At 42.7% G+C, this 24042-nt stretch carries 24 protein-coding genes and 1 riboswitch; of the genes, 6 read left to right on the top strand and 18 right to left on the bottom strand.

What is annotated here, in order from left to right:
* Nucleotides 1-9: 9 nt before the first annotated feature.
* The 10 genes from fabZ to D8855_RS01680 all read right to left on the bottom strand — a co-directional run bounded on the left by fabZ (nt 10) and on the right by D8855_RS01680 (nt 7523).
* The gene (gene fabZ / locus D8855_RS01725) at nt 10-432 is read right to left on the bottom strand and encodes a 3-hydroxyacyl-ACP dehydratase FabZ (RefSeq protein WP_049492970.1); all 423 of its coding nucleotides are present in this window, start codon (nt 430-432) and stop codon (nt 10-12) included.
* A complete protein-coding gene (accB, locus tag D8855_RS01720) occupies nt 429-914 on the bottom strand; it encodes an acetyl-CoA carboxylase biotin carboxyl carrier protein (protein ID WP_049492973.1) in 486 nt (161 codons plus the stop codon). The genes fabZ and accB overlap by 4 nt, the downstream gene beginning before the upstream one ends.
* A 2-nt stretch (nt 915-916) precedes the next feature.
* Complete coding sequence (fabF, locus tag D8855_RS01715; RefSeq protein ID WP_050252378.1) at nt 917-2152, bottom strand: beta-ketoacyl-ACP synthase II; 1236 nt, start codon at nt 2150-2152, stop codon at nt 917-919.
* A 21-nt stretch (nt 2153-2173) separates the two neighbouring features.
* The gene (gene fabG, locus D8855_RS01710) at nt 2174-2905 is read right to left on the bottom strand and encodes a 3-oxoacyl-[acyl-carrier-protein] reductase (RefSeq protein WP_049492977.1); all 732 of its coding nucleotides are present in this window, start codon (nt 2903-2905) and stop codon (nt 2174-2176) included.
* Between the two features lie 40 nt (nt 2906-2945).
* Entirely contained in the window at nt 2946-3869 is a 924-nt protein-coding gene (gene fabD, locus D8855_RS01705) for an ACP S-malonyltransferase (protein WP_061589557.1), read from the bottom strand.
* Nucleotides 3862-4836, bottom strand: coding sequence for an enoyl-[acyl-carrier-protein] reductase FabK (gene fabK, locus D8855_RS01700; RefSeq protein WP_049500269.1), 975 nt, complete (start codon nt 4834-4836; stop codon nt 3862-3864). The genes fabD and fabK overlap by 8 nt, the downstream gene beginning before the upstream one ends.
* A 117-nt stretch (nt 4837-4953) precedes the next feature.
* Nucleotides 4954-5178, bottom strand: coding sequence for an acyl carrier protein (locus D8855_RS01695; protein ID WP_000257838.1), 225 nt, complete (start codon nt 5176-5178; stop codon nt 4954-4956).
* 58 nt (nt 5179-5236) lie between these two features.
* Nucleotides 5237-6211, bottom strand: a complete 975-nt coding sequence (locus D8855_RS01690) for a beta-ketoacyl-ACP synthase III (RefSeq protein WP_125415623.1) — start codon at nt 6209-6211, stop codon at nt 5237-5239.
* The gene (gene fabT / locus D8855_RS01685) at nt 6211-6645 is read right to left on the bottom strand and encodes a fatty acid biosynthesis transcriptional regulator FabT (RefSeq protein WP_000386356.1); all 435 of its coding nucleotides are present in this window, start codon (nt 6643-6645) and stop codon (nt 6211-6213) included. The genes D8855_RS01690 and fabT overlap by 1 nt, the downstream gene beginning before the upstream one ends.
* A gap of 92 nt (nt 6646-6737) precedes the next feature.
* Nucleotides 6738-7523, bottom strand: coding sequence for an enoyl-CoA hydratase (locus D8855_RS01680; protein ID WP_125415621.1), 786 nt, complete (start codon nt 7521-7523; stop codon nt 6738-6740).
* A 209-nt stretch (nt 7524-7732) separates the two neighbouring features.
* Between D8855_RS01680 and D8855_RS01670 the strand changes: the two genes are divergently transcribed.
* From D8855_RS01670 to serS, 3 genes are all read left to right on the top strand, one after another.
* Nucleotides 7733-9097 (top strand): aspartate kinase, encoded by a 1365-nt coding sequence (locus D8855_RS01670; protein ID WP_125415619.1) that lies wholly within the window; start codon nt 7733-7735, stop codon nt 9095-9097.
* Between the two features lie 2 nt (nt 9098-9099).
* Nucleotides 9100-9471, top strand: a complete 372-nt coding sequence (locus D8855_RS01665) for a DUF956 family protein (protein ID WP_000079349.1) — start codon at nt 9100-9102, stop codon at nt 9469-9471.
* Between the two features lie 213 nt (nt 9472-9684).
* The gene (serS, locus tag D8855_RS01660) at nt 9685-10959 is read left to right on the top strand and encodes a serine--tRNA ligase (RefSeq protein ID WP_023945596.1); all 1275 of its coding nucleotides are present in this window, start codon (nt 9685-9687) and stop codon (nt 10957-10959) included.
* A gap of 24 nt (nt 10960-10983) precedes the next feature.
* On the opposite strand, the gene D8855_RS01655 is transcribed toward serS, so the two are convergent.
* From D8855_RS01655 to zapA, 6 genes are all read right to left on the bottom strand, one after another.
* The gene (locus D8855_RS01655; RefSeq protein ID WP_125415617.1) at nt 10984-11883 is read right to left on the bottom strand and encodes a TDT family transporter; all 900 of its coding nucleotides are present in this window, start codon (nt 11881-11883) and stop codon (nt 10984-10986) included.
* 110 nt (nt 11884-11993) lie between these two features.
* Entirely contained in the window at nt 11994-12542 is a 549-nt protein-coding gene (locus tag D8855_RS01650) for a carboxymuconolactone decarboxylase family protein (protein ID WP_000206774.1), read from the bottom strand.
* Between the two features lie 131 nt (nt 12543-12673).
* The gene (locus D8855_RS01645) at nt 12674-13996 is read right to left on the bottom strand and encodes an alanine/glycine:cation symporter family protein (RefSeq protein WP_061589563.1); all 1323 of its coding nucleotides are present in this window, start codon (nt 13994-13996) and stop codon (nt 12674-12676) included.
* Nucleotides 13997-14086: 90 nt separating this feature from the next.
* Nucleotides 14087-14175, bottom strand: a riboswitch (glycine riboswitch).
* 163 nt (nt 14176-14338) lie between these two features.
* The gene (locus D8855_RS01640) at nt 14339-16675 is read right to left on the bottom strand and encodes an endonuclease MutS2 (protein ID WP_125415615.1); all 2337 of its coding nucleotides are present in this window, start codon (nt 16673-16675) and stop codon (nt 14339-14341) included.
* 217 nt (nt 16676-16892) lie between these two features.
* Complete coding sequence (locus tag D8855_RS01635) at nt 16893-17441, bottom strand: CvpA family protein (protein ID WP_125415613.1); 549 nt, start codon at nt 17439-17441, stop codon at nt 16893-16895.
* Nucleotides 17438-17740: a cell division protein ZapA gene (gene zapA / locus D8855_RS01630; protein ID WP_000002019.1), complete on the bottom strand. Its 303-nt coding sequence runs from the start codon at nt 17738-17740 to the stop codon at nt 17438-17440. The genes D8855_RS01635 and zapA overlap by 4 nt, the downstream gene beginning before the upstream one ends.
* Nucleotides 17741-17826: 86 nt before the next feature.
* Here zapA and rnhC point away from each other — a divergent pair, with 86 nt between their 5' ends.
* From rnhC to recD2, 3 genes are all read left to right on the top strand, one after another.
* Nucleotides 17827-18708, top strand: coding sequence for a ribonuclease HIII (rnhC, locus tag D8855_RS01625; RefSeq protein ID WP_125415611.1), 882 nt, complete (start codon nt 17827-17829; stop codon nt 18706-18708).
* Between the two features lie 3 nt (nt 18709-18711).
* Nucleotides 18712-19326 carry a signal peptidase I gene (gene lepB, locus D8855_RS01620; RefSeq protein WP_020901578.1) on the top strand — a complete coding sequence of 205 codons (615 nt, stop codon included), beginning with the start codon at nt 18712-18714 and terminating at the stop codon, nt 19324-19326.
* Nucleotides 19327-19439: 113 nt separating this feature from the next.
* Entirely contained in the window at nt 19440-21806 is a 2367-nt protein-coding gene (gene recD2 / locus D8855_RS01615) for an SF1B family DNA helicase RecD2 (protein ID WP_125415609.1), read from the top strand.
* Nucleotides 21807-21958: 152 nt separating this feature from the next.
* Here the strand turns inward: recD2 and tig are convergent, their stop codons facing one another.
* Together tig and D8855_RS01605 are read right to left on the bottom strand one after the other, a co-directional pair.
* The gene (gene tig, locus D8855_RS01610; RefSeq protein WP_001863967.1) at nt 21959-23242 is read right to left on the bottom strand and encodes a trigger factor; all 1284 of its coding nucleotides are present in this window, start codon (nt 23240-23242) and stop codon (nt 21959-21961) included.
* A gap of 161 nt (nt 23243-23403) precedes the next feature.
* Entirely contained in the window at nt 23404-24036 is a 633-nt protein-coding gene (locus D8855_RS01605) for a response regulator transcription factor (protein ID WP_125415607.1), read from the bottom strand.
* Nucleotides 24037-24042: the final 6 nt, after the last annotated feature.

Raw genomic sequence — 24042 nt, 5'->3', positions numbered from 1 at the left:
AGAACCTCCTTAGTTCCCTATTGCAAAGGTAAGAGTACCACTGGCCGCAAGCTTGCCATCCACTTCAGCCTTTGCTTCAACCACAGCAATGGTGCCACGACGTTTTACAAAAGTCGCTGTCATAAGCAATTGGTCGCCTGGTACAACTTGCTTCTTGAATTTAACCTTATCCATACCAGCGTAAAAGACCAGTTTCCCCTTATTTTCAGGTTTTGATAACTCCAATACACCAGCTGTTTGCGCCAAGGCTTCCATAATCAGAACACCTGGCATGACAGGGTATTGAGGGAAATGACCATTAAAGAAGGGCTCATTGATGGTCACATTTTTGATGGCAACAATGGTGTCCTCGCGCACTTCCAAGACACGGTCTACTAGTAGCATAGGATAACGGTGGGGAAGGGCTTCTTTGATTCCTTGAATATCGATCATTTGATACGTACCAATCCTTTACCAAACTCAACCATTTCTTCGTTAGAAACGAGAATTTCCGTTACCACACCATCCTTAGGTGCTGGAATTTCATTCATGACTTTCATGGCTTCGATAATCACCAATGTTTGACCTTTTTTAACACTATCACCAACTGTTACAAAGGCAGGTTTATCTGGACCAGCAGCCAAGTAAGCCACCCCAACAAGTGGACTCTCTACAACATCTCCCTCAGCAGCTACGCTTGCTTCTGCTGATGACGAAGTTTCTTCTATTACAGTTTCTACTGGAGCAGATGTAGGAGCTACTGGACTTGGTGTTGCTAGAACAGGCGCTGGAGCGGCTTGAGATGCAACTTCAGACACCAGTCTAGCTTCATTCTTGCTAAACTGCAACTCATCCGTCCCATTTTTATAAGAAAATTCTCTCAAACTTGACTGGTCAAATTGGGCCATCAAGTCTTTAATATCGTTTAAATTCATACTTATTTATTCTCCCAACGTTTGAAAGCAAGAACTGCATTGTGGCCACCAAAACCAAAAGTATTTGAAATGGCATATGGAATTTCTTGCTCCAAGCCTTGTCCATAAACGACATTGGCTTCGATATAATCTGATACTTCACTTGTTCCAGCTGTCATTGGTACAAAGTTATGACGCATAGCCTCGATTGTGACGATAGCTTCTACTGCACCTGCAGCACCCAGCAAATGTCCTGTGAATGATTTGGTTGATGATACAGGTACTTCCTTACCAAGAACAGCCACGATCGCACCACTTTCTCCTTTTTCATTAGCAGGAGTTGACGTTCCGTGAGCATTGACATAGGCTACTTGCTCTGGAGAAATCTCAGCTTCCTCCAAGGCTAGTTTGATGGCTTTGATAGCTCCTTGACCTTCTGGATGAGGAGAAGTCATATGGTAGGCATCACAAGTATTTCCGTAACCAACCACTTCAGCAAGGATAGTAGCTCCACGTTTTTCAGCGTGTTCAAGGCTTTCAAGAACTAACATCCCAGAACCTTCACCCATGACAAAACCATTACGGTCCTTATCAAATGGAATGGAAGCACGAGTTGGGTCCTCTGTAGTTGAGAGAGCAGTTAGGGCTTGGAAACCAGCAATAGCAAAAGGTGTAATAGAAGCTTCTGACCCACCTACCAACATGACATCTTGGAAGCCAAACTTAATTGAGCGGAAGGCATCCCCAATCGCGTCATTTGATGAAGCGCAGGCAGTATTGATGGATTTACAAACACCGTTTGCTCCAAAACGCATAGCAACATTTCCTGAAGCCATATTTGGCAAGGCTTTTGGAAGGGTCAATGGTTTCACACGTTTTGGTCCTTTGTCATTTAGACGAAGCACTTGATCTTCAATTTCCTTGATTCCACCAATACCAGAGGCCACGATAACACCAAAACGATCTTTATCAAGGGCCTCTACATCAAGACCTGCGTGATTGACAGCTTCTTGGGCTGCGTACAAGGCATACAAAGAGTAGTTATCGAAACGATTGGTATCTTTCTTTACAAAGTATTTATCAAAAGGAAAATCTTGGATTTCTGCTGCATTATGCACATCAAAGTCACTATGATCAAATTTTGTAATTGGACCAATTCCGATTTTTCCAGTTGTCAAACTATTCCAAAATTCTTCTGGTGTATTTCCGATTGGAGATGTTACTCCATAACCTGTTACTACTACGCGATTTAGTTTCATCTTTTTTACCTCTAGCTTCTGCTACATACTTAAGCCACCATCAATGGCAACCACTTGACCAGTTAGATAATCTTGGCCTGCTAAAAATACTGTCAAATCTGCAACCTGCTCTGCCTGCCCAAATTCTTTCATAGGAATTTGTGCCAGCATGGCATCTTTTACCTTGTCTGATAGAACAGCTGTCATATCGGACTCAATCATTCCAGGTGCAATAGCATTAACCCTGATATTGCGATTGGCCACTTCACGCGCCACAGACTTGGTAAAACCAATCAAACCAGCCTTAGAAGCTGCATAGTTAGCTTGACCGATATTTCCCATCAAACCAACAACACTAGACATATTAATGATAGCACCTTCTCTAGCTTTTATCATCGGTTTCAAGACTGATTGTGTCATGTTAAAGGCACCAGTCAGGTTAACCTTGAGCACTTTTTCAAAATCCGCTTCTGTCATCTTGAGCATTAGGGTATCTTGTGTAATTCCTGCATTGTTGACCAAAACATCTACTGAACCCAGCTCTGCAATAGCTTGATCAACCATACGCTTAGCGTCTGCAAAATCTGATACATCTCCTGAAATGGGAACCACCTTGACACCATAGTTTGAAAACTCGGCTAGCAAGTCCTCTGAGATTGTCCCACGGCTGTTTAAGGCAATGTTGGCTCCTGCCTGAGCAAACTTGTGGGCAATGGCAAGACCAATCCCACGACTCGAACCTGTAATAAAGATATTTTTATTTTTTAGTTGCATTCTTTTCTCCTGTTTCCTCTTGTATTTATGGGAGAAGGGATTACTTGTTTTCTAGCAAATCTTCCAAACTAGCCTGATCTTCAACATTGGCTAGTTTAGCTGTCTTATCAATTTTTTTAACAAATCCTGACAAGACTTTCCCCGGTCCAATCTCGATAAAGTTGGTTACGCCCGCTTCTTGCATAACCGCAATACTTTCATAGAAACGAACTGGTTCCTTGACCTGACGCGTCAAGAGTTGAGCAATGTCTTCTTTTTGCATAACAGCAGCTTCTGTATTGCCGACTAGGGGACAAGTAAAATCTGAAAAACTTGCCTGAGCCAGAGTTTCAGCTAGTTTCTGGCTAGCAGGCTCAAGGAGAGCGGTATGAAAGGGACCTGACACCTTGAGAGGAATCAAGCGTTTGGCACCTGCTTCCTGCAAGAGTTCGACAGCTCGGTCAACTGCAGCCACTTCTCCACCAATCACGATTTGTGCAGGTGTATTATAGTTGGCAGGGGTAACCACTCCAAGTTCAGAAGCTTTTTGACAGGCTTCCTCAATGACCTCTACTGGTGTATTGAGAACTGCCACCATCTTGCCAGAACCAGCAGGGGCTGCTTCTTCCATATAGGCTCCACGCTTAGCAACCAAGGCAACCGCATCTTCAAAATCCAAGGTACCGCTGGCCACCAAGGCAGAGTATTCTCCAAGAGACAAACCAGAAACCATATCAGGCTGATAGCCCTTTTCTTGCAATAAACGGTAAATAGCAACTGAAGTCGCTAAAATAGCTGGTTGCGTATAGCGGGTCTGATTGAGCTTTTCTTCTTCCGTATCAATGAGATAACGCAAATCATAACCGAGTACCTGACTCGCTTGATCAATCGTTTCTTTGACAATCGGGTAGTGATCATAGAGATCCCGTCCCATACCTAGATACTGGGCACCTTGGCCAGCAAATAAAAAGGCTGTTTTAGTCATTTCTTACAACTCCTGCCCAACGAGAGGCTTCTTCTTGAATTTTCTTAGCTGCTCCGTAATACAAATCTTTTAGGATTTCTTCAACGGTTTCTTCTTTGGAAACAAGGCCTGCAATTTGACCTGCCATAACAGATCCACCATCCACATCTCCGTGAACAACCGCTTTGGCTAGAGCACCCGCTCCCATTTGTTCAAAAATTTCCAAATCTGGATTTTCTTGTTTAAAAGCATCTTTTTCAGCTTGTTCAAAATCACGAGTCAACTGATTTTTAATCGCACGAACAGCATGTCCAAAGTGTTGAGCTGAAATCGTAGTATCAATATCTCTAGCTTTTAAAATTTTCGCCTTGTAATTTGGATGAGCATTAGACTCTTTTGCAACGACAAAACGAGTTCCAACCTGAATAGCCTCTGCACCTAGCATAAAGCCAGCCGCAGCACCTTCACCATCTGCAATCCCTCCTGCAGCAATGACAGGAATAGATACAGCTGCAGCCACCTGGCGCACTAAGGTCATGGTTGTTAATTTCCCAATGTGTCCCCCAGCTTCCATTCCTTCTGCAATAACAGCGTCCGCACCGATTTTTTCCATGCGTTTAGCTAGGGCAACACTTGGAACAACGGGAATAACTGTAATACCAGCTTCATGGAAACGCTCCATGTATTTGCTTGGATTTCCTGCGCCTGTTGTAACTACCTTAACCCCTTCCTCGATAACGAGGTCTACAATATCTTCCACAAAGGGAGACAAAAGCATAATGTTGACACCAAAGGGTTTATCAGTCAATGATTTGATTTTATCAATATTTGCCTTGACAACTTCTTTAGGGGCATTCCCCCCACCGATAATCCCTAGTCCTCCAGCCTTGGAAACAGCCCCTGCCAAATCACCATCAGCAACCCAGGCCATTCCTCCTTGGAAAATAGGATAATCAATGTTCAATAATTCTGTAATACGCGTTTTCATAGTGCCTCCATCGTTTCTTGCTTACGTAATAGTTCGATACCGTCATAATTTGACAATCAAACTATTGCCTAAACAAGAGGGAGCGGGTTTCCCTACTCCTTCTATCTTATATTCTGCTTATTTTGTTTGCTCTTCAACGTAGGCAACCAAGTCACCAACTGTTTTCAAGTCATCTTCTGCTTCGATTTGGATATCAAAAGCATCTTCGATTTCTGAGATTACTTGGAACAAGTCCAATGAATCTGCGTCCAAATCATCAAAAGTTGATTCAAGTGTTACTTCTGATGCGTCTTTTCCAAGTTCTTCAACGATAATTTCTTGTACTTTTTCAAATACTGCCATGATAGGACTCCTTTAAAATAAATAGTTTTTTATAACAATGTGTTCACCACATGATTACCTAAATTGTAAGAATGAGCGTGCCCCATGTCAAGCCTCCACCGAAGCCTGATAGTAGAACAGTCTGGCTACCATCTAAACGGATGAGGCCTTGTTCTACACACTCTGAAAGTAAAATCGGGATACTGGCTGCACTAGTGTTCCCATATTCCATCATATTGGCTGGAATTTTATCTCGGTTAACACCGATTTTTCTAGCCATCTTATCCAAAATACGGTCATTAGCCTGATGAAGTAGCAGATAATCCAAGTTTGTCGCCTCTATAGGAGATTCATCAATAGTCTGCTTGATAGACTTGGCTACGTCCCGAATAGCAAAATCAAAGACTGCGCGCCCATCCATCTTCAAAAATGAATCTGCACTTTCTTGATCTGAAAACGGAGAATGCAAGCCTGAATGTCCATAAGTTAGACACTCGCTACGACTCCCATCACTATTGAGACTCTCTGCCAAGAAATGCTCTTGCTCGCTAGCTTCTAACAAGACACCACCAGCACCATCTCCAAACAAAACAGCTGTTGATCGGTCTGACCAATCGACTGCTTTTGAGAGGGTTTCACTACCAATCACCAAGCCTTTTTGAAAGCGACCAGAAGCGATAAACTTTTCAGCAGTTGAAAGAGCAAATACAAATCCACTGCAAGCCGCTGTTAGGTCAAAAGCAAAGGCCTTATTAGCACCAATATTAGCTTGAACACGAGCAGCTGTAGAGGGCATCATCGAATCTGGAGTAATGGTAGCTAGAATGATAAAATCCAGCTCTTCTCCTGTGATTCCAGCTTTTGCAATCAGTTTCTTAGCAACCTCTGTAGCCAAATCACTAGTAGATTCTGTTCTTGAAATATGCCTTTGTCGTATTCCCGTCCGACTTGAAATCCACTCATCATTGGTATCCATAATCTGAGCCAAATCATGATTTGTAACCACTTGCTCTGGCACATAATGAGCAACCTGGCTTATTTTTGCAAAAGCCATTATCTCAAATCCTCCAAAAATTGATAAAGATTAGTCAAACCTTTGCTCATAACCTCCATTTCTTGCTTACTCATACCATCAATGATTTTTTCAACCATGGCCTTGTGGAAGCGTTTATGTAGCCTATGAACCAAGCGACCTTTCTTTGTCAAATGCAGATGTACCACACGTCGATCATGTTCTGAGCGAATCCGTTCAATGTAACCCTTGCGTTCGAGATTATTCAAACTAGTCGTAACTGTCCCAAGAGTCACCATCAACTCTTTTGACACTTGACTTGGTGTCACATCTGGAACTTTTCCAATCACATCAATCGTATGCATTTCTTTGATGGAGATATCCTTGAAACGACTACCCCTCAAGCTAACTTCCTCAATAACGAGGACATTGTTAAATATAGACGTTAAATATTCATTAATTCGTTGGTAGTCCAATCTTTCCTTCCCTCCTTTTCAAAAAAACTTTTAGAATCAAAACATTTGACAAGAGAATTATATCAAAGTTCAAAGAATGGTGCAAGTATTTTTTATTTTCCTGTAAATTTAGGTCGTCTTCTTTCCGAATGAGCCCGAACTCCCTCTTTGAAATCCTCTGTTTTCGCTAGTGATTCCTGTAGGTTCAGTTCTAAAGTAGCATAATCTTGCCAATCTTTGAATTGGCTCTCCCAAACCAACTTCTTAATGGCAGCATAGGAATTACTTGAGCCACGTCTTAATTTTTTAAGAAGCTGTTCTCTCGTCTTTTCAAGTTTATCAGCTTCACAGACACGGTAAACTAGGCCCCACTCTAAAGCTTTGTCTGCTGTTAAAGCTTCTCCTGTCATAGCTAATTGAACAGCACGCGTCACACCAATACTACGACTCAAGAGATGAATCCCACCTGCATCTGGAGCTAAGCCAACTCCAACAAAAGCTTGGATAAATTTAGCCTTATCCGTTGCCAGACAGAAATCTGCAGCAACAGCCATATTCGCTGCGGCACCTGCAACAGCCCCGTCAACTTCCATCAAGACAGGTTTAGCAATTTGCTTGATTTTATAAGAAATAGTATTGACCAATTCTGCGATTTTCGTCAATGATGGAATATCATCCTCATCCACTGCCCGCTTCATCTCTACTAAATCTCCCCCAACTGAAAAAACTTTGCCATTCGCATTGATTAAGACAAAATGCACAGCCGGATCCTCTTCTGCCAAAGTCAGAGCTTCTAAAATCTCCTCACACATGGGGATATGAAAACCATTCGCGACCTCAGGACGATTCAAGGTAAGGATTGCCAAGTCCTCTTCAAGCTGATAAATAATGTGTTCCATCAGGACTCCTTTTTGTTTTATATGCCATTTAAATTATTTTATTTTCAAAGTATATCTTTTTTAGGAATAGAAAGCAAGAAAAAATCGACTGAAAGTGTCTCAGCCGATTTAAAAGGCTCGCTTTATACTAGAACGCATCTTATTTTCTTCATTGAAAAAAGGCTTTCTTTCTGCTATAATCGTATAAAATACTTACTTTAGGAGTCCTTATGAAAGTTGTTAAATTTGGAGGTAGCTCTCTTGCCTCTGCTAGTCAATTAGAAAAAGTTTTAAACATCGTAAAAAGCGATTCAGAGCGCCGTTTTGTAGTTGTTTCTGCACCTGGGAAACGCAATACCGAAGATACTAAGGTTACGGATGCCTTGATTAAATACTACCGCGACTATGTTGCTGGTAACGATATTAGCAAGAGCCAAAACTGGATTATCGACCGCTATGCTGCTATGGTTAGTGAACTAGGTCTTAAACCAGCTGTTTTAGAAAAAATTTCAAAAAGTATTCGCGCCTTAGCTACTCTTCCTATCGAAGAAAATGAATTTCTCTACGACACTTTCCTAGCAGCCGGTGAAAATAACAATGCTAAATTGATTGCTGCCTACTTTAATCAAAATGGTATCGATGCACGCTATGTGCACCCTAGAGAAGCTGGTATTGTAGTCACAAGTGAACCTGGTCACGCTCGCATCATTCCATCAAGTTATGACAAGATTGAGGAATTGACAAATGCCAATGAAGTCCTTGTCATTCCTGGTTTCTTTGGTGTTACCAAGGAAAATCAGATCTGTACCTTCTCACGTGGAGGATCAGACATTACAGGTTCTATCATTGCTGCCGGTGTTAAGGCAGACCTCTATGAAAACTTTACGGATGTTGATGGTATCTTTGCAGCACACCCTGGTATTATCCACCAACCACACTCAATCCCTGAGCTGACCTACCGTGAAATGCGTGAGTTGGCCTATGCAGGATTCTCAGTCCTTCATGACGAAGCGCTTCTTCCTGCCTACCGAGGAAAAATTCCTCTGGTTATCAAGAATACCAACAATCCTGATCATCCAGGTACTCGTATCGTTCTAAAACATAGTAGTGATGAATTCCCAGTAGTAGGAATTGCTGGTGACTCTGGCTTTGTCAGCATCAACATGTCTAAATACCTCATGAACCGTGAGGTTGGATTTGGACGCAAGGTTCTTCAAATCCTTGAAGATCTTAACATCGGTTGGGAACATATGCCAACAGGTATCGACGATCTTTCAATCATCCTCCGTTCTCGCGAACTAACTCCTATCAAGGAAGAAGAAATCCTTCGTCAGTTGGTTCAAAAGGCTGAAGTAGACCATGCAGAAATCGAACACGACCTTTCTATCATTATGATTGTTGGTGAAAAAATGAAGAGTCATATCGGAGTAACTGCTACTGCGACACGTGCTCTATCTGAAAACAAGATTAATATCCAGATGATGTCTCAAGGTTCTAGTGAAGTTTCTATCATGTTTGTTGTCAATAAAGACCAAGAAAAAGCAGCAATTAAAGCGCTCTACAATGCCTTTTTCGGTGAAAGTAAGGAAGACTAATCATGGCCCAATCTCTTAACAAAACAGTGCTTCTCAATACGACCGGAACTTCCTACCTCTCTATAGCTGGGAAAGTTGGGAAATTCCTTGTTGGAGATCAGGCTCTGGAATTTTACCCAGATGTCAATGTCGAACAATTTATCCAGATTCCTTGGAGCCATATCAACCAAATTGGAGCTAATGTTACTGGTCGCAAAATCAGTCGCCACTTCGAAGTCTTTACAGACAGAGGAAAATTCCTCTTTGCTTCAAAAGACTCAGGTGCCATTCTCAAAATTGCTCGTGAAAAACTGGGCAATGACAAGGTCGTCAAGCTTCCAACCCTGATTCAAACCATTGGTCAAAAATTTAAAAATCTATTTGCAAAAAAGTAGAAACTTTAGTATAATCATAGCAACGGATAAGTAAGTTATCTTCTTCTTTCAGAAAGTCTGCGGGTGCTGCGAGCAGATAGGAGGGATAGGTGAAATTCTACCGTTAGTAACAATTGCATACACAATCAAGTGCACACCTGTGAAGTTGGATGGAACCGTGGCCCTGCCACTCCAACGCTTTGTCAGGTGTGCTTTTTTCATAAAGGAGTTCTTATGTTAGATATCAAACGTATTCGTACAGACTTTGATGCTGTCGCAGAAAAATTGGCTACACGTGGTGTAGATGCTGCTGTCTTGAACGAGATGAAAGAAATCGATGCTAAACGTCGTGACATCTTGGTCAAGGTTGAAACTTTAAAAGCAGAACGCAACACAGTTTCAGCTGAGATTGCCCAAGCTAAGCGCAACAAGGAAAATGCAGATGACAAGATTGCTGCTATGCAAACCCTATCTGCTGAAGTCAAAGCTTTGGATGCTGAATTGGCAGAAATCGATGCTAAATTAACAGAATTTACCACTACTCTTCCAAACATCCCAGCTGACAGCGTTCCTGTTGGGGCTGACGAAGATGACAATGTGGAAGTTCGCCGTTGGGGTACTCCACGCGAGTTCGATTTCGAGCCAAAAGCTCACTGGGATCTTGGTGAAGACCTTGGTATCCTTGACTGGGAACGCGGTGGTAAGGTAACAGGTGCTCGTTTCCTCTTCTATAAAGGACTCGGTGCTCGTTTGGAACGTGCCATCTACAACTTTATGTTGGATGAACATGGCAAAGAAGGCTATACTGAAGTCATCACGCCTTACATGGTTAACCATGATTCTATGTTTGGAACTGGTCAATATCCAAAATTCAAGGAAGATACTTTTGAACTCAGCGACAGCAATTATGTCCTTATTCCTACAGCAGAAGTTCCTCTGACAAACTACTACCGTGATGAAATCCTTGACGGTAAAGACCTACCAATCTACTTTACTGCTATGAGTCCTTCATTCCGTTCTGAGGCTGGTTCAGCTGGTCGTGATACTCGTGGCTTGATTCGTTTGCACCAATTCCACAAAGTTGAAATGGTTAAATTTGCCAAACCAGAAGAATCTTACGAAGAATTGGAAAAAATGACAGCCAATGCTGAAAATATCCTTCAAAAACTTAACCTTCCATACCGTGTCGTTGCTCTCTCTACAGGAGATATGGGCTTCTCAGCTGCGAAAACTTACGACTTGGAAGTTTGGATTCCAGCCCAAAATACCTACCGTGAAATCTCAAGCTGTTCAAACACAGAAGATTTCCAAGCCCGTCGTGCCCAAATCCGTTACCGTGATGAAGCAGATGGCAAGGTGAAATTGCTCCATACCTTGAACGGTTCTGGACTTGCAGTTGGACGTACAGTGGCTGCTATTCTTGAAAACTACCAAAATGAAGATGGTTCTGTGACCATCCCAGAAGCACTTCGTCCATACATGGGTGGAGCTGAAGTTATCAAACCATAAAAAATAAGGTTTAGCTATTTCTAGCTAGACCTTTTTTCGTAACCAAATTAGATAAGCACCTAATACAAAGAATAAAATAGTTAGGCATATAATAGTTTCAGCCAATACCAAATAATCCAAAAATGGAAGTTTCAAGATTCCCTGAGCCATCTTGAGAGAGGTAGCTGTGATAATGGTTGGGAAGGTGAGAGCTGAGAAGGCTGGTTGAAAGCCTTGTTTTAAAATATTGGGCAGACGAGTCAAAACAAAGAAAAAGAAGGATTGAGAAGCCAAAATCATGACGATTAAGACCCAAGTTGGTAGGCTGGCTCCTCCAACTCGGACTAGAGAAGCCAAGAGTAGAGAGAAGGGAGCACAGTAGATCCCTTCTTGCCCAAGCAAGGCTAGTGGGAGCGGATGTTTCTTTAAATCGCTATAAATAAGCGGGTAGAGATAGAAGGTTAGGAGAAAACCAAAACTCAAGGTCGCATAGGCAATTTCTATGATGCCTACCAGAGGATAAGTCAAGGCTGCCACTGCTATCCCCACATAGAGAACCGTCCAGCTTGGAGTCGCATGAACCCTCCGCCCCGGATAGGCAAATTTGATAGTGAAGCCAGCAATCAGAGCCACATCCAAGAGAAATGAAAACCACCAGAGCCCTTGCGCTACCAAAGGAAGATGAGGGAAGACTCTAAAGACATAAGTAGATAAAATCATCCCAGCCATAGGAAAAGTGGCCATCCCTGACAAAAGAGGAGGCTTGGTCAATTCTTGCTTGGTTTCTTTCCAATTAAAGAGATGCAAAAGCAGAAAGTAAATCCACAAAATCAAACCTGTCAGACTAAAAAGATGGGACAGAACCGGCAACGTATCTAAAACGAGATTTCCAGCTCCTGCCAAACCTAGCAAACAACCAGAAAATACCAAAGGGAGTTTTTTCATCCTAACCTCCAATAATCATATTAGTTTCAGTATAGCATAAAAGCGCTTAAATGAGGGAATAAAAAACGAAGTCCGTTAATTTCAGACTTCATTTTTTACTCAGATATGAATTAAGCATAAGGTTGCAATTCTGGGTTAATTGGTGTATTGGCTAGGTTGTTAGCATAGTTACAGAGGCTTGCTAGGCTGACACCAAGAACCACATCCAAGGCATTTTGTTGAGTGTATCCAGCTTCTAAAAACTCAGCTAAGGCTTCATCTCCTACACGACCCTTGGTATTGATAACTGCCAAAGTAAACTTAGCTAGGGTGTCCAATTTAGGATCTGTTTCGATTGGAGTACGATTGCGAAGAGCTTGAAGCAGGTCATCATTCATCTGGATTTGTTTGATGGAAAAGGCTGTGTGACCTGCGACGCAGAAAGCACAACCATTAGTCACGGCTGCCGTGATTTGCACCACTTCGCGCTCAACAGGTGTCAAGCTGTTACGACGGTTGATAGCTCCGACAGTTCGGTATGCTTCAAGGGCGGTAGGCGCATTTGCCAAGAGACCGATTAGGTTGGGAATATAGCCATTGTTATCTTTTTGCACCGTTTCAAGAACTTCTTTCACTTCTGCTGGTGCTGATTCTACTGTATGGATTGTAAATGTTGTCATCATAAAACCTCTTTTCATTTTGTTGAAACCTAGTCTATCACAGATTCTATACCATGTATAATATATATTTTAAATTGCACCGATAAAAATTCTTTATGAATGCAAAAAATCACACGCAATGTGTGATTTCATTATTTATTAAAATACTTTTTAGTCTCAGCAATGACGACTGGTGATAAAACTAAGAGGGCAATCAAGTTTGGCAGAGCCATTAAGGCATTCACGATATCTGCGATAATCCAAACCATATCCAACTCGATAAATCCTCCCAACAAGACCATAAGCACAAAGACCACACGGTAGAGCCAGATAAAACGAACACCAAAGAGAAATTCAAAACAACGTTCTCCGTAGTAGTTCCAGCCTAAAATCGTCGTAAAGGCAAAGAGTACAAGGAAGATGGTCAAGAGGGAAGGCCCAAAATGTGAAAAGACTGTTGAGAAGGCTGACTGAGTCAATGCCACTCCATTCAAATCACCACTCCAAACACCAGTTACCAAGATGGTCAAACCTGTCAAAGTACAGATAATGAGTGTATCAATAAAGGTTCCTGTCATGGAAATCAAACCTTGCTCTACTGGTTCGTTTGTCTTAGCTGCAGCTGCTGCAATTGGAGCAGAACCCAGACCAGATTCGTTTGAGAACACACCACGCGCCACACCATTTTGAATAGCCATCCGAATGCTAGCACCGGCAAATCCACCTACCGCAGCAACCGGACTAAAAGCGGATGTCAAGATTAAAGCGATTGTAGCAGGGATTTTCCCAATATTAAAGAAAATAACTGTAAGAGTTCCTAAAATATAAATAATAGCCATAAAAGGAACAACGGTAGTTGAAACCTTTGAAATGGACTTGAGTCCACCAAAGACTGCAATCGCTACAAATACAGACAACACAAGAGCCGTGATAGCTGGCGAAATAGTCGTTGTATTTTGGATAGATTCTGTAATCGAGTTGACCTGGGTGAAGGTTCCGATCCCCAATAAAGCCACTAAGACACCTGCCAGGGCAAAGAAGATAGCAAGGGGACGCCACTTTTCTCCCATCCCTAGAAGGATATAGTGCATGGGACCTCCCGCTACTGCACCATGGTCGTCCTTGGTACGGTATTTAATAGCTAGCAGTCCTTCCGCATACTTGGTAGCCATTCCAAAGAAAGCAGCCATCCACATCCAAAAGAGGGCTCCTGGGCCACCGACCTTGATAGCCGTCGCCACCCCGATAATATTTCCCGTACCAACTGTCGCTGCGAGTGCTGTACACAAGGCCGCAAAACTGGATACATCGCCATGCCCCTTATCCTTGGTAAAAATGAGTTGAAAGGCCTTAGGCAAACGCAAAACCTGCAAGAGGCCTAGACGGGCAGTTAGGTAAATCCCTGTCCCGACCAATAAAATCAAGAGGGGTGGGCCCCAAGCAAAAGCATCGATTGATTTAAGCAATTCTAACATTTCCTTCTCCTATCTTTTCAACCCCAAAAGAAAGAGCACATGCAAGATACATGTACTCTGGAATGCTTAGATAAATGCTAAAAAGCGGTCTATCCTAGCTCTGTCCTTTTACCTGAGAGTTTGAGCAGTTGCCTGCCTTGCCCCTTCGGTGCCTTTACGGTCTCTCCAGAGTTCCGTCCATTTACAGTCATGGAAAATCAAACGATTCCCCACTTCTATTAAACTTCATTCGGTGTTGGTATTTAATTGATTCTTATTTTACAAAAAATGTTGGCTTTTGTCAATGTGTTTATTAGTAAAAATTAGTTCAACAGTTTTTACTTTATAAATCTCGGAATACTTCTATCCTTTAAAAGTGACAATAGTTGCACCACTGCCCCCAGCATTTTGTGGGGCATAGCCAAAACTCTTGACATGTTTGTTTCTTTGTAGATATTTGGTGACACCTTCACGGATGACACCTGTTCCGATACCATGGATGATATCAACTTGAGCCATATTATTAAGCAAGGCTTGGTCGATAAAGGCATCTAGCTCATTCATGGCCTCTTCATAGCGTTTGCCTCGAAGGTCTAGTCTGGCTTGAGGTCCTCGCCCAGAAGTTCGTTTCACAACATTGACTTGTTTCTTCTTGACTGGTTTTTCTTGCTGAGCTTGAACAAGGTCAAATTCTTTCTCTTCCAAGGTCATCTTGATTAAACCAACTTGGGCTTCCCAACGGCCGTCCTTAAGCTGACTTGTCAAGGTACCACGCTGACCGTAACTGAGAACCACGATATCATCTCCCACCTTTGGAGCTCGTTTTTTCTTGGCCTTTTGAAGGACCTTATTTTTAGACAAGTCCACTTTTTCAGGAGCCAATTTTTTCAACTTGGCCTTGGCTTCAATGATTTCATGGGGTTTAAGTTGAGATTTACTGTGGAGATTTTTGAGAATCTGGTCACTTTCACTGAGGGCCATGTCTACAATCTCAGCAGCCTGTTCACGCGCCTTGTTAAGCTCGGTTTCCTTTTCACGATTGAGCTCGTTGTAGAGTTTTTTGAGAGCACGGTTCATCTTGAGATTTTCTTGCTCCACCTCACGGATATTATCCAAGCGTTTGCGACTCTCTAGCGTCTGCTCTTCCAGTTGCTCAATGATACGATTGACATCATTATCCTGATTGACCTGCTGACTGGCATCCCCTACAATAACTTCAGATAGGCCTAGACGTTTGGCAATTTCAAAGGCATTACTTCGACCAGGAACACCCTGCATAAAGCGATAAGTCGGGCGGAGAGTTGCAGTATCAAACTCCATGCTGGCATTTTGCACAAAGGCTGTCTCAATACCGTAGGCCTTGAGTTCTGGATAGTGAGTAGTCGCCATGGTCTTGACCTGACGCAGGCGAAGGTCCTCCAGAATAGCCATGGCAAGAGCAGCTCCTTCTTGAGGGTCTGTACCAGCTCCCAACTCATCCAGGAGTAAAAGTGAATGTTGGTTAACCTTGTCAAGAATATCCACAATATTGGTCATGTGGCTAGAGAAGGTAGACAAGCTCTGCTCAATAGACTGCTCATCCCCAATATCGGCAAAGATTTCTTCAAAAACACCCACACGACTTCCCTTATCAGCTAAAATCGGCAAACCTGACTGAGCCATAACCTGTGTCAAGCCCAGAGTTTTAAGCATTATAGTCTTCCCACCTGTATTGGGACCTGTAATGACAATCGCTGTTAAATCTTGACCAAAATGGACATCATTTGCGACGGCATTTTTGACCAAAGGATGGCAGACATGGAGCAGTTGAATCTCTTGATTTTCTGACAGCTGAGGTACGACTGCTTGTCTTTCTTGGATAAAGCGGACCTTGGCACGAATCAAGTCTAGATGGCCGATAATCCAAGCATCATTGGCAATCTCAGCCGCATGAGGGCGAACACGCTCAGAAATTTCTTGGAGAATGCGAAGCATTTCATAGCGCTCATCTGCTCGCAAACTGGCAATTCCTTCGCTCAGTTTGACCACCTCACGGGGTTCGATATAGACGGTATTTCCACTAGCAGAAATATCATGAACGACACCAGCAATCTTATTGCGGTAGGTGTTTTTGACAGGTAAAACCTGACGCCCATTTCTGCTGGCAACGATTCCTTCTGTCAACATCTGGGCTTTTTGTTTGAGCAGATCCTGTAAAACATCGCGTACCTGACTCTCGCTATCATGGATTTTTCGACGGATGCGCGCCAATTCTTCACTGGCAAAATTTTCAATGAAACCTGCATCATTAAAGGCTTGGAGATTTCCTTGTAATTGCGGAAAATCGTGTAATTTCTCAAACCATAGGGCTAATTCTTCCAAGCTGACATTTTCCAGATTAGAATAAAAACTTTGCAGTTCTCGGCTAGCAAGAAGCACGCGCTTCAAGAGTAGGAACTCCTCGATATTGAGGTCCGCTCCCATCTCCAACCGCTTGCAAACTCCTGCGATTTCTTTAGTTGCAAGAATGGTAAAATGCGGTTGCTCGACAAAGAGAGCCTGCATTTCCTTCATTTCAGCAAAAGCCTGTTTGATTTTATCCGCTTTGGCAGTTGGAGCAAGCTGTCTCAATTGCTCCAAGCCCTGCTCAGTCAACAAATGGGGTTCAAACAAGGCTTTGACCTTATTGAACTCTAATGTTTCTAATATTTTCTTATTCATCTTTATTTCCTTGTCTTTGAATGTCTAGGTGTGGTATACTCAATGAAAATCAAAGAGCAAACTAGGAAGCTAGCCGCAGGTTGCTCAAAACAGTGTTTTGAGGTTGCAGATGGAAGCTGACGTGGTTTGAAGAGATTTTCGAAGAGTATTAGCTTTTTACATTCTGATAGATTCGAGTCAATCTGTAAACAAAGGGCTAGGAAAACTCCTGCCCTTTTTATCCGATTAAATTTGTCACCCAGATTTGTTTGAGCCAACTGGTTGTTACTGGTATGCTCTGGATGATGTGTTTTGCGACGATACTCTTTTCAAGAGGATTTTGTATAACTGCCATGGGGATGGTCGCCAAGATGGTCAAGGCCATTTGCAAGACAAATAAGGTCACCAACATGGACAAGATCCCTGCTGAAACTTGGAACAACTTACCACCCAGTTTTTTACTAGGAAGTAAGTGCAAAAGGAGACCAAGCAAACGACCGATGCTATAGACAATCCCAAATACAAGCAAGTAGCCGATCCCTGCGTAAAAGACCTTATCCAACTGAAAGAGTTGATCCGATGGGAAAAAGAAAGTTCCCTGACCTTCCTGCGGATTTGCATAAGGGAGCAGCAAATGAAATTTCTCTCCAAGTCCCTTATAAAACTGGCCAGCCACAAAAGCCGATGCCATGGCTGAAATCAGGTAATAAACCTGTAAGAGCAGGCCTCTCCGATAGCCGATATAAAATCCCCAAGCCAAGACCAATAGAAGAAGAAATGAAATCATAAGGAATCCTCAATCTTGCTCTGTTCTTGCTTGCAAGTCACAAGTTTGTGACGGAGTTCTTCTAATTCTTGCTCCTTATCATCAAATTCAATCTCACGGCTGAGTTGAGTTGACAAACAGTTGACTGCCAACAAAAGAGCGATTGTTTCATCATCTGCGCTAGGCATTTGTTCTTTAATTGCTTGGTATTTTTCTGTCGCAACCTTGGCGATTTCCTCCATAAAAAGGTTATCATGTTCGCTCGTCAAGGTTAATGATTTTTTCCCGAATGTAAATTTGAATCGATTTAGATTTGCCATAAAATTCACCTCACGATATTATACCAAAATTCGCTAATTTTGTCAGTTTTTACAAATTTGCCTGCTTTTATGGTACAATAGAAACTATGGCAAGTATAACACTCACACCAAGTGAAAAGGAGATTCAGGCTTTTCTTGAACACTACCAAACCAGTCTGGCTCCCAGTAAAAATCCCTATATTCGCTACTTTTTGAGACTACCTCAAGCAACGGTTTCTATCTATACTTCTGGAAAGGTCTTGCTTCAGGGTGAAGGAGCTGAGAAGTACGCCTGTTTCTTTGGCTATCAAGTTGTAGAGGAAACCAGCGGACAAAATCTCCCTTTGATTGGGACAGATGAGGTAGGGAATGGTTCCTACTTTGGTGGGCTTGCAGTTGTGGCTTCCTTTGTCACACCTGACCAGCATGCCTTCTTGAGAAAACTCGGTGTGGGGGATTCTAAGACTCTGACCGACCAAAAGATCCGTCAGATTGCCCCTATTCTCAAAGAAAAAATTCAGCACCAGGCACTGCTTCTCTCACCAAGTAAGTACAACGAGGTCATCGGAGACCGCTACAATGCTGTTTCTGTTAAGGTAGCCCTCCATAACCAGGCTATCTACCTCCTTCTTCAAAAAGGCATTCAGCCTGAGAAAATTGTGATTGATGCCTTTACCAGTGCTAAAAATTATGACAAGTACTTGGCACAAGAGGCCAATCGTTTCAGCAATCCTATCAGCTTAGAAGAAAAGGCTGAGGGCAAATACTTGGCTGTCGCAGTTTCTTCTATCATTGCGCGTGATCTCTTTCTAGAAAATCTTGAAAATCTGGGACGAGAGCTGGGCTATCAACTTCCAAGTGGAGCTGGAACGGCTTCTGATAAGGTTGCTAGCCAGATTTTGCAGGCCTATGGAATGCAGGGACTTAACTTCTGTGCCAAACTGCACTTTAAAAATACTGAAAAAGCGAAAAAACGCTTAGAAAGGTAAGTTATGAATTCATTTAAAAATTTCTTAAAAGAGTGGGGATTGTTCCTCCTGATTCTATCATTACTAGCTTTAAGTCGTATCTTTTTTTGGAGTAATGTTCGCGTAGAAGGGCATTCCATGGATCCTACCCTAGCGGATGGCGAAATCCTCTTTGTTGTTAAGCATCTCCCTATTGACCGTTTTGATATCGTGGTTGCCCATGAGGAAGATGGCAATAAGGACATTGTCAAACGTGTCATCGGAATGCCTGGCGATACCATCCGTTACGAAAATGATACACTTTACATCAATGACAAAGAGACAGATGAACCTTACCTAGCTGACTACATCAAACGTTTCAAGGATGACAAACTCCAAAGCACCTACTCAGGCAAGGGATTTGAAGGAAATAAAGGAACTTTCTTTAGAAGTATTGCTGAAAAAGCCCAAGCCTTCACAGTTGATGTCAACTATAATACCAACTTTAGCTTTACTGTCCCAGAAGGAGAATACCTTCTCCTCGGAGACGACCGCTTGGTTTCGAGTGACAGTCGTCACGTAGGTACCTTCAAAGCAAAAGATATTACAGGGGAAGCTAAATTCCGCTTCTGGCCAATCACCCGTATCGGAACATTTTAAGAGACCTAAGAGGCCGAGAATCAGCAATCTCAGCCTCTTCTTCTATCGTGAGAAGTAATCGTTTATTGACTATAATACCCCCCAACTCTCACCTATTCATACAAAGGAATTTTATGGAAGTTTATTTTTCAGGAACCATTGAACGGATTATTTTTGAAAATCCCAGCAATTTTTACCGCATCCTCCTCCTAGAAATCGACGATACGGACGCAGAGGATTTTGATGATTTTGAAATCATTGTCACGGGCGCCATGGCTGATGTGATTGAGGGAGAAGACTATACCTTTTGGGGACAAATTGTCCAGCACTCCAAGTATGGGGAACAACTGCAAATCAGCCGATATGAACGCGCAAAACCAACTAGCAAGGGCTTGGTCAAGTACTTTTCAAGTAGCCATTTCAAGGGAATTGGTCTCAAGACAGCTCAGAAAATTGTGGATACCTATGGCGACAATACCATTGACGAAATTCTGCAACACCCAGAAAAGCTAGAAGGTATCTCAGGACTCTCTGCTAAAAATCGCGAGGCATTCGTCTCTACTCTCCGCCTCAACTACGGAACCGAGATGGTCTTGGCCAAGCTAGCCAACTACGGTATTCCCAACAAACTAGCCTTTCAGATTCAAGACTTTTACAAGGAAGAAACCCTTGATGTGGTTGAAAATTATCCCTACCAGTTAGTCGAGGATATCAAGGGCTTGGGCTTTACCATTGCTGACCAATTAGCGGAAGAACTAGGCATAGAAAGTCAGGCTCCTGAACGCTTCCGCGCCGGTCTAGTTCATAGTCTTTTTCAGGCCTGTATGGAAACAGGGGACACCTATGTTGAAGCACGGGATCTGCTAGAACAAACTCTAACCCTACTTGAGTCTTCCCGCCCCGTGGAACTGGATCCCAGCCAAGTGGCCCAAGAACTCTCCTACCTGATCGAAGAAGACAAGGTTCAGCAGATTGATACCAAGATTTTTGACAACAGCCTCTTTTTCGCCGAGGAAGGTATCCGCAGTCACTTGGTTCGTATCCTTGAAAAAGGAAAACAGAAGAGCCAGGATTTAAAAACCATTCAAAAACATATCGCTACTGTCGAAGAAGATTTGGAGATTGAGTATGATAGCATTCAAAAACAAGCTATCTGTGACGCTATCCAGAACAAAGTCTTTATCCTAACAGGTGGACCTGGTACTGGTAAGACAACTGTTATCAATGGGATTATCGCTGTTTATACCCTCTTAGAAGGACTTGACCTCAGGAAAAAAAGTAACTTACCTATTCTTCTTGCTGCTCCAACTGGACGAGCAGCTCGGCGCATGAATGAATTGACAGGTTTGCCTAGTGCTACCATACACCGCCATTTGGGAATGACAGGGGACGATGATACCAGTCATCTGGAAGATTATCTGGATGCTGACTTTATCATCGTAGATGAATTTTCCATGGTGGATACTTGGCTGGCCAACCAACTCTTCTCCAACATCTCTTCTAGCAGTAAAATCCTCATCGTGGGTGACAGCGACCAACTACCGTCTGTCAGCCCTGGACAGGTTCTAGCGGATCTGCTTCATATTCCCTTGATTCCTCAGACTCGCTTGGAAAAAATTTATCGGCAAAGTGAAGAATCAACCATCGTAACCCTAGCTAGTCAGATTAGACAGGGCATCCTGCCAGCTGATTTCACCCAGAAAAAAGCAGACCGTTCCTACTTTGAAATCGCTAGTGGTCATATTCCTGCTACCATTGAAAAGATCTTAGGCGCTGCCCTCAGAAGTGGTATCCCTGCCCGTGATATCCAAGTTCTGGCTCCCATGTATCGAGGAACTGCAGGGATTGATGCTATCAATCAGCTCATGCAAGACCTGCTCAATCCACCACAAAAAGACCAACTCAGTTTTGAAGCTCCCCAGTGCCACTATCGTAAGGGCGACAAGGTCATTCATTTGGTTAACGATGCTGAAATCAATGTCTTTAATGGGGATCTAGGAGCTATCACAGACCTGATTCCTGGTAAATACACTGAGTCTAAACAAGACGAGATTGTCATTGATTTTGATGGCAATGAGGTCTCTTACCCACGTAACGAATGGTACAAGATTCGCTTGGCCTATGCCATGAGTATCCATAAGTCCCAGGGAAGTGAGTTCCCTGTTGTCATCCTACCTATCACGAGTGCTAGTAGACGTATGCTGGAGCGCAATCTCATCTATACAGCCATTACACGCGCCAAAAGTAAGCTTATCTTACTAGGCGAATTACAGGCCTTCGACTATGCCACCCAACATATCGGAACTGCCCGAAAAACCTATCTGATTGAACGCTTCAGTGATTTATTGGAGAATGTTGAAGAAAAGCAACAAACTGTCTCAGAAACTGCCACATCAAGTGCCTCTGAAAAATTCTACATCCTAACCGAAGAAAACTGGGACAGCATCCCAGCCATGATTGGGATTACAGACGCAGATCTCAAAGAGATTTTTGGAAAATAGTGCACAAGAAAACCCACCAATTCAGGTGGGATTTTTGTTTATGAATACTCAATGAAAATCAAAGAGCAAACTAGGAAGATAGCCGTAAGCTGTACTTGAGTACGGTAAGGCGCCGCTGACGTGGTTTGAAGAGATTTTCGAAGAGTATAAGATTATTTAACTGTTGCTGTGCTTGTAATCAACTCAACAGCTTTTTTGATTGTGATATCGTGTTTCAACATATCAGCTGAAAGCAAGCTTTGTACTTGTGCAACTTCCATGTTGTAGTCTGTAGCCAATTGCTCGATTTCTTTTTGGATTTCTTCTTCTGAAGCATCAAATCCTTCAGCTTTGGCAACTGCTTCAATAACAAGGTTAGTCTTAGTACGTGACTCAGCTTCTGCTTGGTATTGATTGTGAAGGTCTTCTTGAGTAGTTCCAGTGATTTGGAAGTACATGTCAGGGTTGATACCTTGACGTTGCAAGTTTCCAAGGAATTCGTTTACTGAGCGGTGAACTTCTTCGTGAATCATTTCTTCTGGAAGTTCTACGATTTCAGCGTTTTCTACAGCTTTATCGATTGCTGCACCTTCTACTGCATCTTTGTAAGCTTCTTCTTTAGCAGCAGCCAATTCCTTGCGGTATTTTTCTTTCAATTCAGCAAGTGTTTCAACTTCTTCGTCGATGTCTTTTGCAAGCTCATCGTCAAGAGCTGGAACTTCTTTAGCTTTTACTTCGTGGATAGTTGTCACGAATTTAGCTTCTTTACCTGCAAGATCTTCTGCTTGGTAGTCTTCTGGGAATGTTACAACGACATCAACAGTTTCGCCAGCTGAGTGACCTACCAATTGGTCTTCGAAACCAGGGATGAATTGACCTGAACCAAGTCCAAGTGAGAAGTTTTCACCTTTTCCGCCATCAAATTCAACACCGTCGATAGAACCAACGAAGTCGATGACAACAGTGTCGCCGTTTTCAGCAGCAGCTTCTTTGATAACCAATTCAGCCAAGTTGTTGCGTTCGCGTTCGATACGCTCTTCAACGTCAGCATCAGTTACTTCTTTTTCTACATCTACTGATACTTCAAGGTTTTTGTAGTCACCCAATTTTACTTCAGGTTTTGTAACAACTTCAGCAGTGATAACCCAGTCTTGACCTTTTTCCATTGAAGTTACATCAATTTTTGGTTGTGCAACGACTTCAAGACCAGCTTCTTTTACAGCTGCTTCATAAGCGTTTGGTAAAAGAGCGTTCATAACGTCTTGGTAAAGTGACTCTTCACCAAATTTTTTGTCGAAGATAGGGCGTGGAAGGTGACCTTTACGGAAACCTGGAACATTAAGAGATTTCTTCACTGAGTTGAAGACACGGTCCAATTCTGGTTTGATTTGGTCTTGAGAGATAGTAAAAGTCAAGACACCACGGTTTGTTTCTTTGTTTTCAAATGATACAGACATTCTGTCATTTCTCCTTAAAATTTTTTAAATACAGTCTATTATAACATAAATGGGCGACTTTTTTCAAGTAATGAATGCGCTTTTCAATGACGCTAGAGGTACTTGCTTGCTTCTTTGATACTAAGGTCAGCTATTTCTCCAATATTATTTTTGCATATCTGTTAAAAGTCCTCATGCCCCACCAAGTGGTGCTGAAAGGCATAGACTGCAGCCTGGGTACGATCGCTAACCTCAAGTTTGGCAAGAATGTTAGACACGTGCGTCTTGACCGTCTTGAGAGAGATAAACAGTTCGTCTGCGATACGCTGATTTTCGTAGCCCTTGGCGATGAGTTGGAGAACATCTCGCTCACGCGCAGTCAAGTCCTCATGTAGTTCTATGTGATTTCGGTGGTATTCGACCTTCTTGCTGACCTCTTGCTCAATGGCCAACTCTCCAGCAGCCACCTTACGGACGGCATGGAGTAGTTCGTCCGCACTAGAAGTCTTGAGCATATAGCCACGAGCACCTGCATCTAAGACGGGCATGATTTTTTCATTGTCCAAATAAGAGCTCACAATCAAAATCTTGGCTTCAGGCCATTCTTTGAGGATAGCCAAGGTCGCATCAATCCCATTCATCTCAGGCATGACAATATCCATGACAATGACATCTGGACGCAATTCCAATGCCAACTCAATCCCTTTAGATCCGTTGGCAGCCTCACCCACAACTTCTACATCATCTTGGAGGTCAAAGTAGCTTTTCAAGCCCAATCGAACCATTTCGTGGTCATCTACTAGTAAAATTTTCATCTTTAC

The organism is Streptococcus mitis, from assembly GCF_003942685.1.
Classification (GTDB): Bacteria; Bacillota; Bacilli; order Lactobacillales; family Streptococcaceae; genus Streptococcus; species Streptococcus mitis_CD.
The sequence above is the reverse complement of the archived record's forward strand: the minus strand, read 5'-3'. Positions and strand labels throughout refer to the sequence as shown.

Bases quoted from the DNA above. Each gene is read 5' to 3' on its own strand.
- fabZ (WP_049492970.1), bottom strand. From the start codon at position 432: ATGATCGATATTCAAGGAATCAAAGAAGCCCTTCCCCACCGTTATCCT.
- accB (WP_049492973.1), bottom strand. From the start codon at position 914: ATGAATTTAAACGATATTAAAGACTTGATGGCCCAATTTGACCAGTCA.
- fabF (WP_050252378.1), bottom strand. From the start codon at position 2,152: ATGAAACTAAATCGCGTAGTAGTAACAGGTTATGGAGTAACATCTCCA.
- fabG (WP_049492977.1), bottom strand. From the start codon at position 2,905: ATGCAACTAAAAAATAAAAATATCTTTATTACAGGTTCGAGTCGTGGG.
- fabD (WP_061589557.1), bottom strand. From the start codon at position 3,869: ATGACTAAAACAGCCTTTTTATTTGCTGGCCAAGGTGCCCAGTATCTA.
- fabK (WP_049500269.1), bottom strand. From the start codon at position 4,836: ATGAAAACGCGTATTACAGAATTATTGAACATTGATTATCCTATTTTC.
- D8855_RS01695 (WP_000257838.1), bottom strand. From the start codon at position 5,178: ATGGCAGTATTTGAAAAAGTACAAGAAATTATCGTTGAAGAACTTGGA.
- D8855_RS01690 (WP_125415623.1), bottom strand. From the start codon at position 6,211: ATGGCTTTTGCAAAAATAAGCCAGGTTGCTCATTATGTGCCAGAGCAA.
- D8855_RS01680 (WP_125415621.1), bottom strand. From the start codon at position 7,523: ATGGAACACATTATTTATCAGCTTGAAGAGGACTTGGCAATCCTTACC.
- D8855_RS01670 (WP_125415619.1), top strand. From the start codon at position 7,733: ATGAAAGTTGTTAAATTTGGAGGTAGCTCTCTTGCCTCTGCTAGTCAA.
- D8855_RS01665 (WP_000079349.1), top strand. From the start codon at position 9,100: ATGGCCCAATCTCTTAACAAAACAGTGCTTCTCAATACGACCGGAACT.
- serS (WP_023945596.1), top strand. From the start codon at position 9,685: ATGTTAGATATCAAACGTATTCGTACAGACTTTGATGCTGTCGCAGAA.
- D8855_RS01655 (WP_125415617.1), bottom strand. From the start codon at position 11,883: ATGAAAAAACTCCCTTTGGTATTTTCTGGTTGTTTGCTAGGTTTGGCA.
- D8855_RS01650 (WP_000206774.1), bottom strand. From the start codon at position 12,542: ATGACAACATTTACAATCCATACAGTAGAATCAGCACCAGCAGAAGTG.
- D8855_RS01645 (WP_061589563.1), bottom strand. From the start codon at position 13,996: ATGTTAGAATTGCTTAAATCAATCGATGCTTTTGCTTGGGGCCCACCC.
- D8855_RS01640 (WP_125415615.1), bottom strand. From the start codon at position 16,675: ATGAATAAGAAAATATTAGAAACATTAGAGTTCAATAAGGTCAAAGCC.
- D8855_RS01635 (WP_125415613.1), bottom strand. From the start codon at position 17,441: ATGATTTCATTTCTTCTTCTATTGGTCTTGGCTTGGGGATTTTATATC.
- zapA (WP_000002019.1), bottom strand. From the start codon at position 17,740: ATGGCAAATCTAAATCGATTCAAATTTACATTCGGGAAAAAATCATTA.
- rnhC (WP_125415611.1), top strand. From the start codon at position 17,827: ATGGCAAGTATAACACTCACACCAAGTGAAAAGGAGATTCAGGCTTTT.
- lepB (WP_020901578.1), top strand. From the start codon at position 18,712: ATGAATTCATTTAAAAATTTCTTAAAAGAGTGGGGATTGTTCCTCCTG.
- recD2 (WP_125415609.1), top strand. From the start codon at position 19,440: ATGGAAGTTTATTTTTCAGGAACCATTGAACGGATTATTTTTGAAAAT.
- tig (WP_001863967.1), bottom strand. From the start codon at position 23,242: ATGTCTGTATCATTTGAAAACAAAGAAACAAACCGTGGTGTCTTGACT.
- D8855_RS01605 (WP_125415607.1), bottom strand. From the start codon at position 24,036: ATGAAAATTTTACTAGTAGATGACCACGAAATGGTTCGATTGGGCTTG.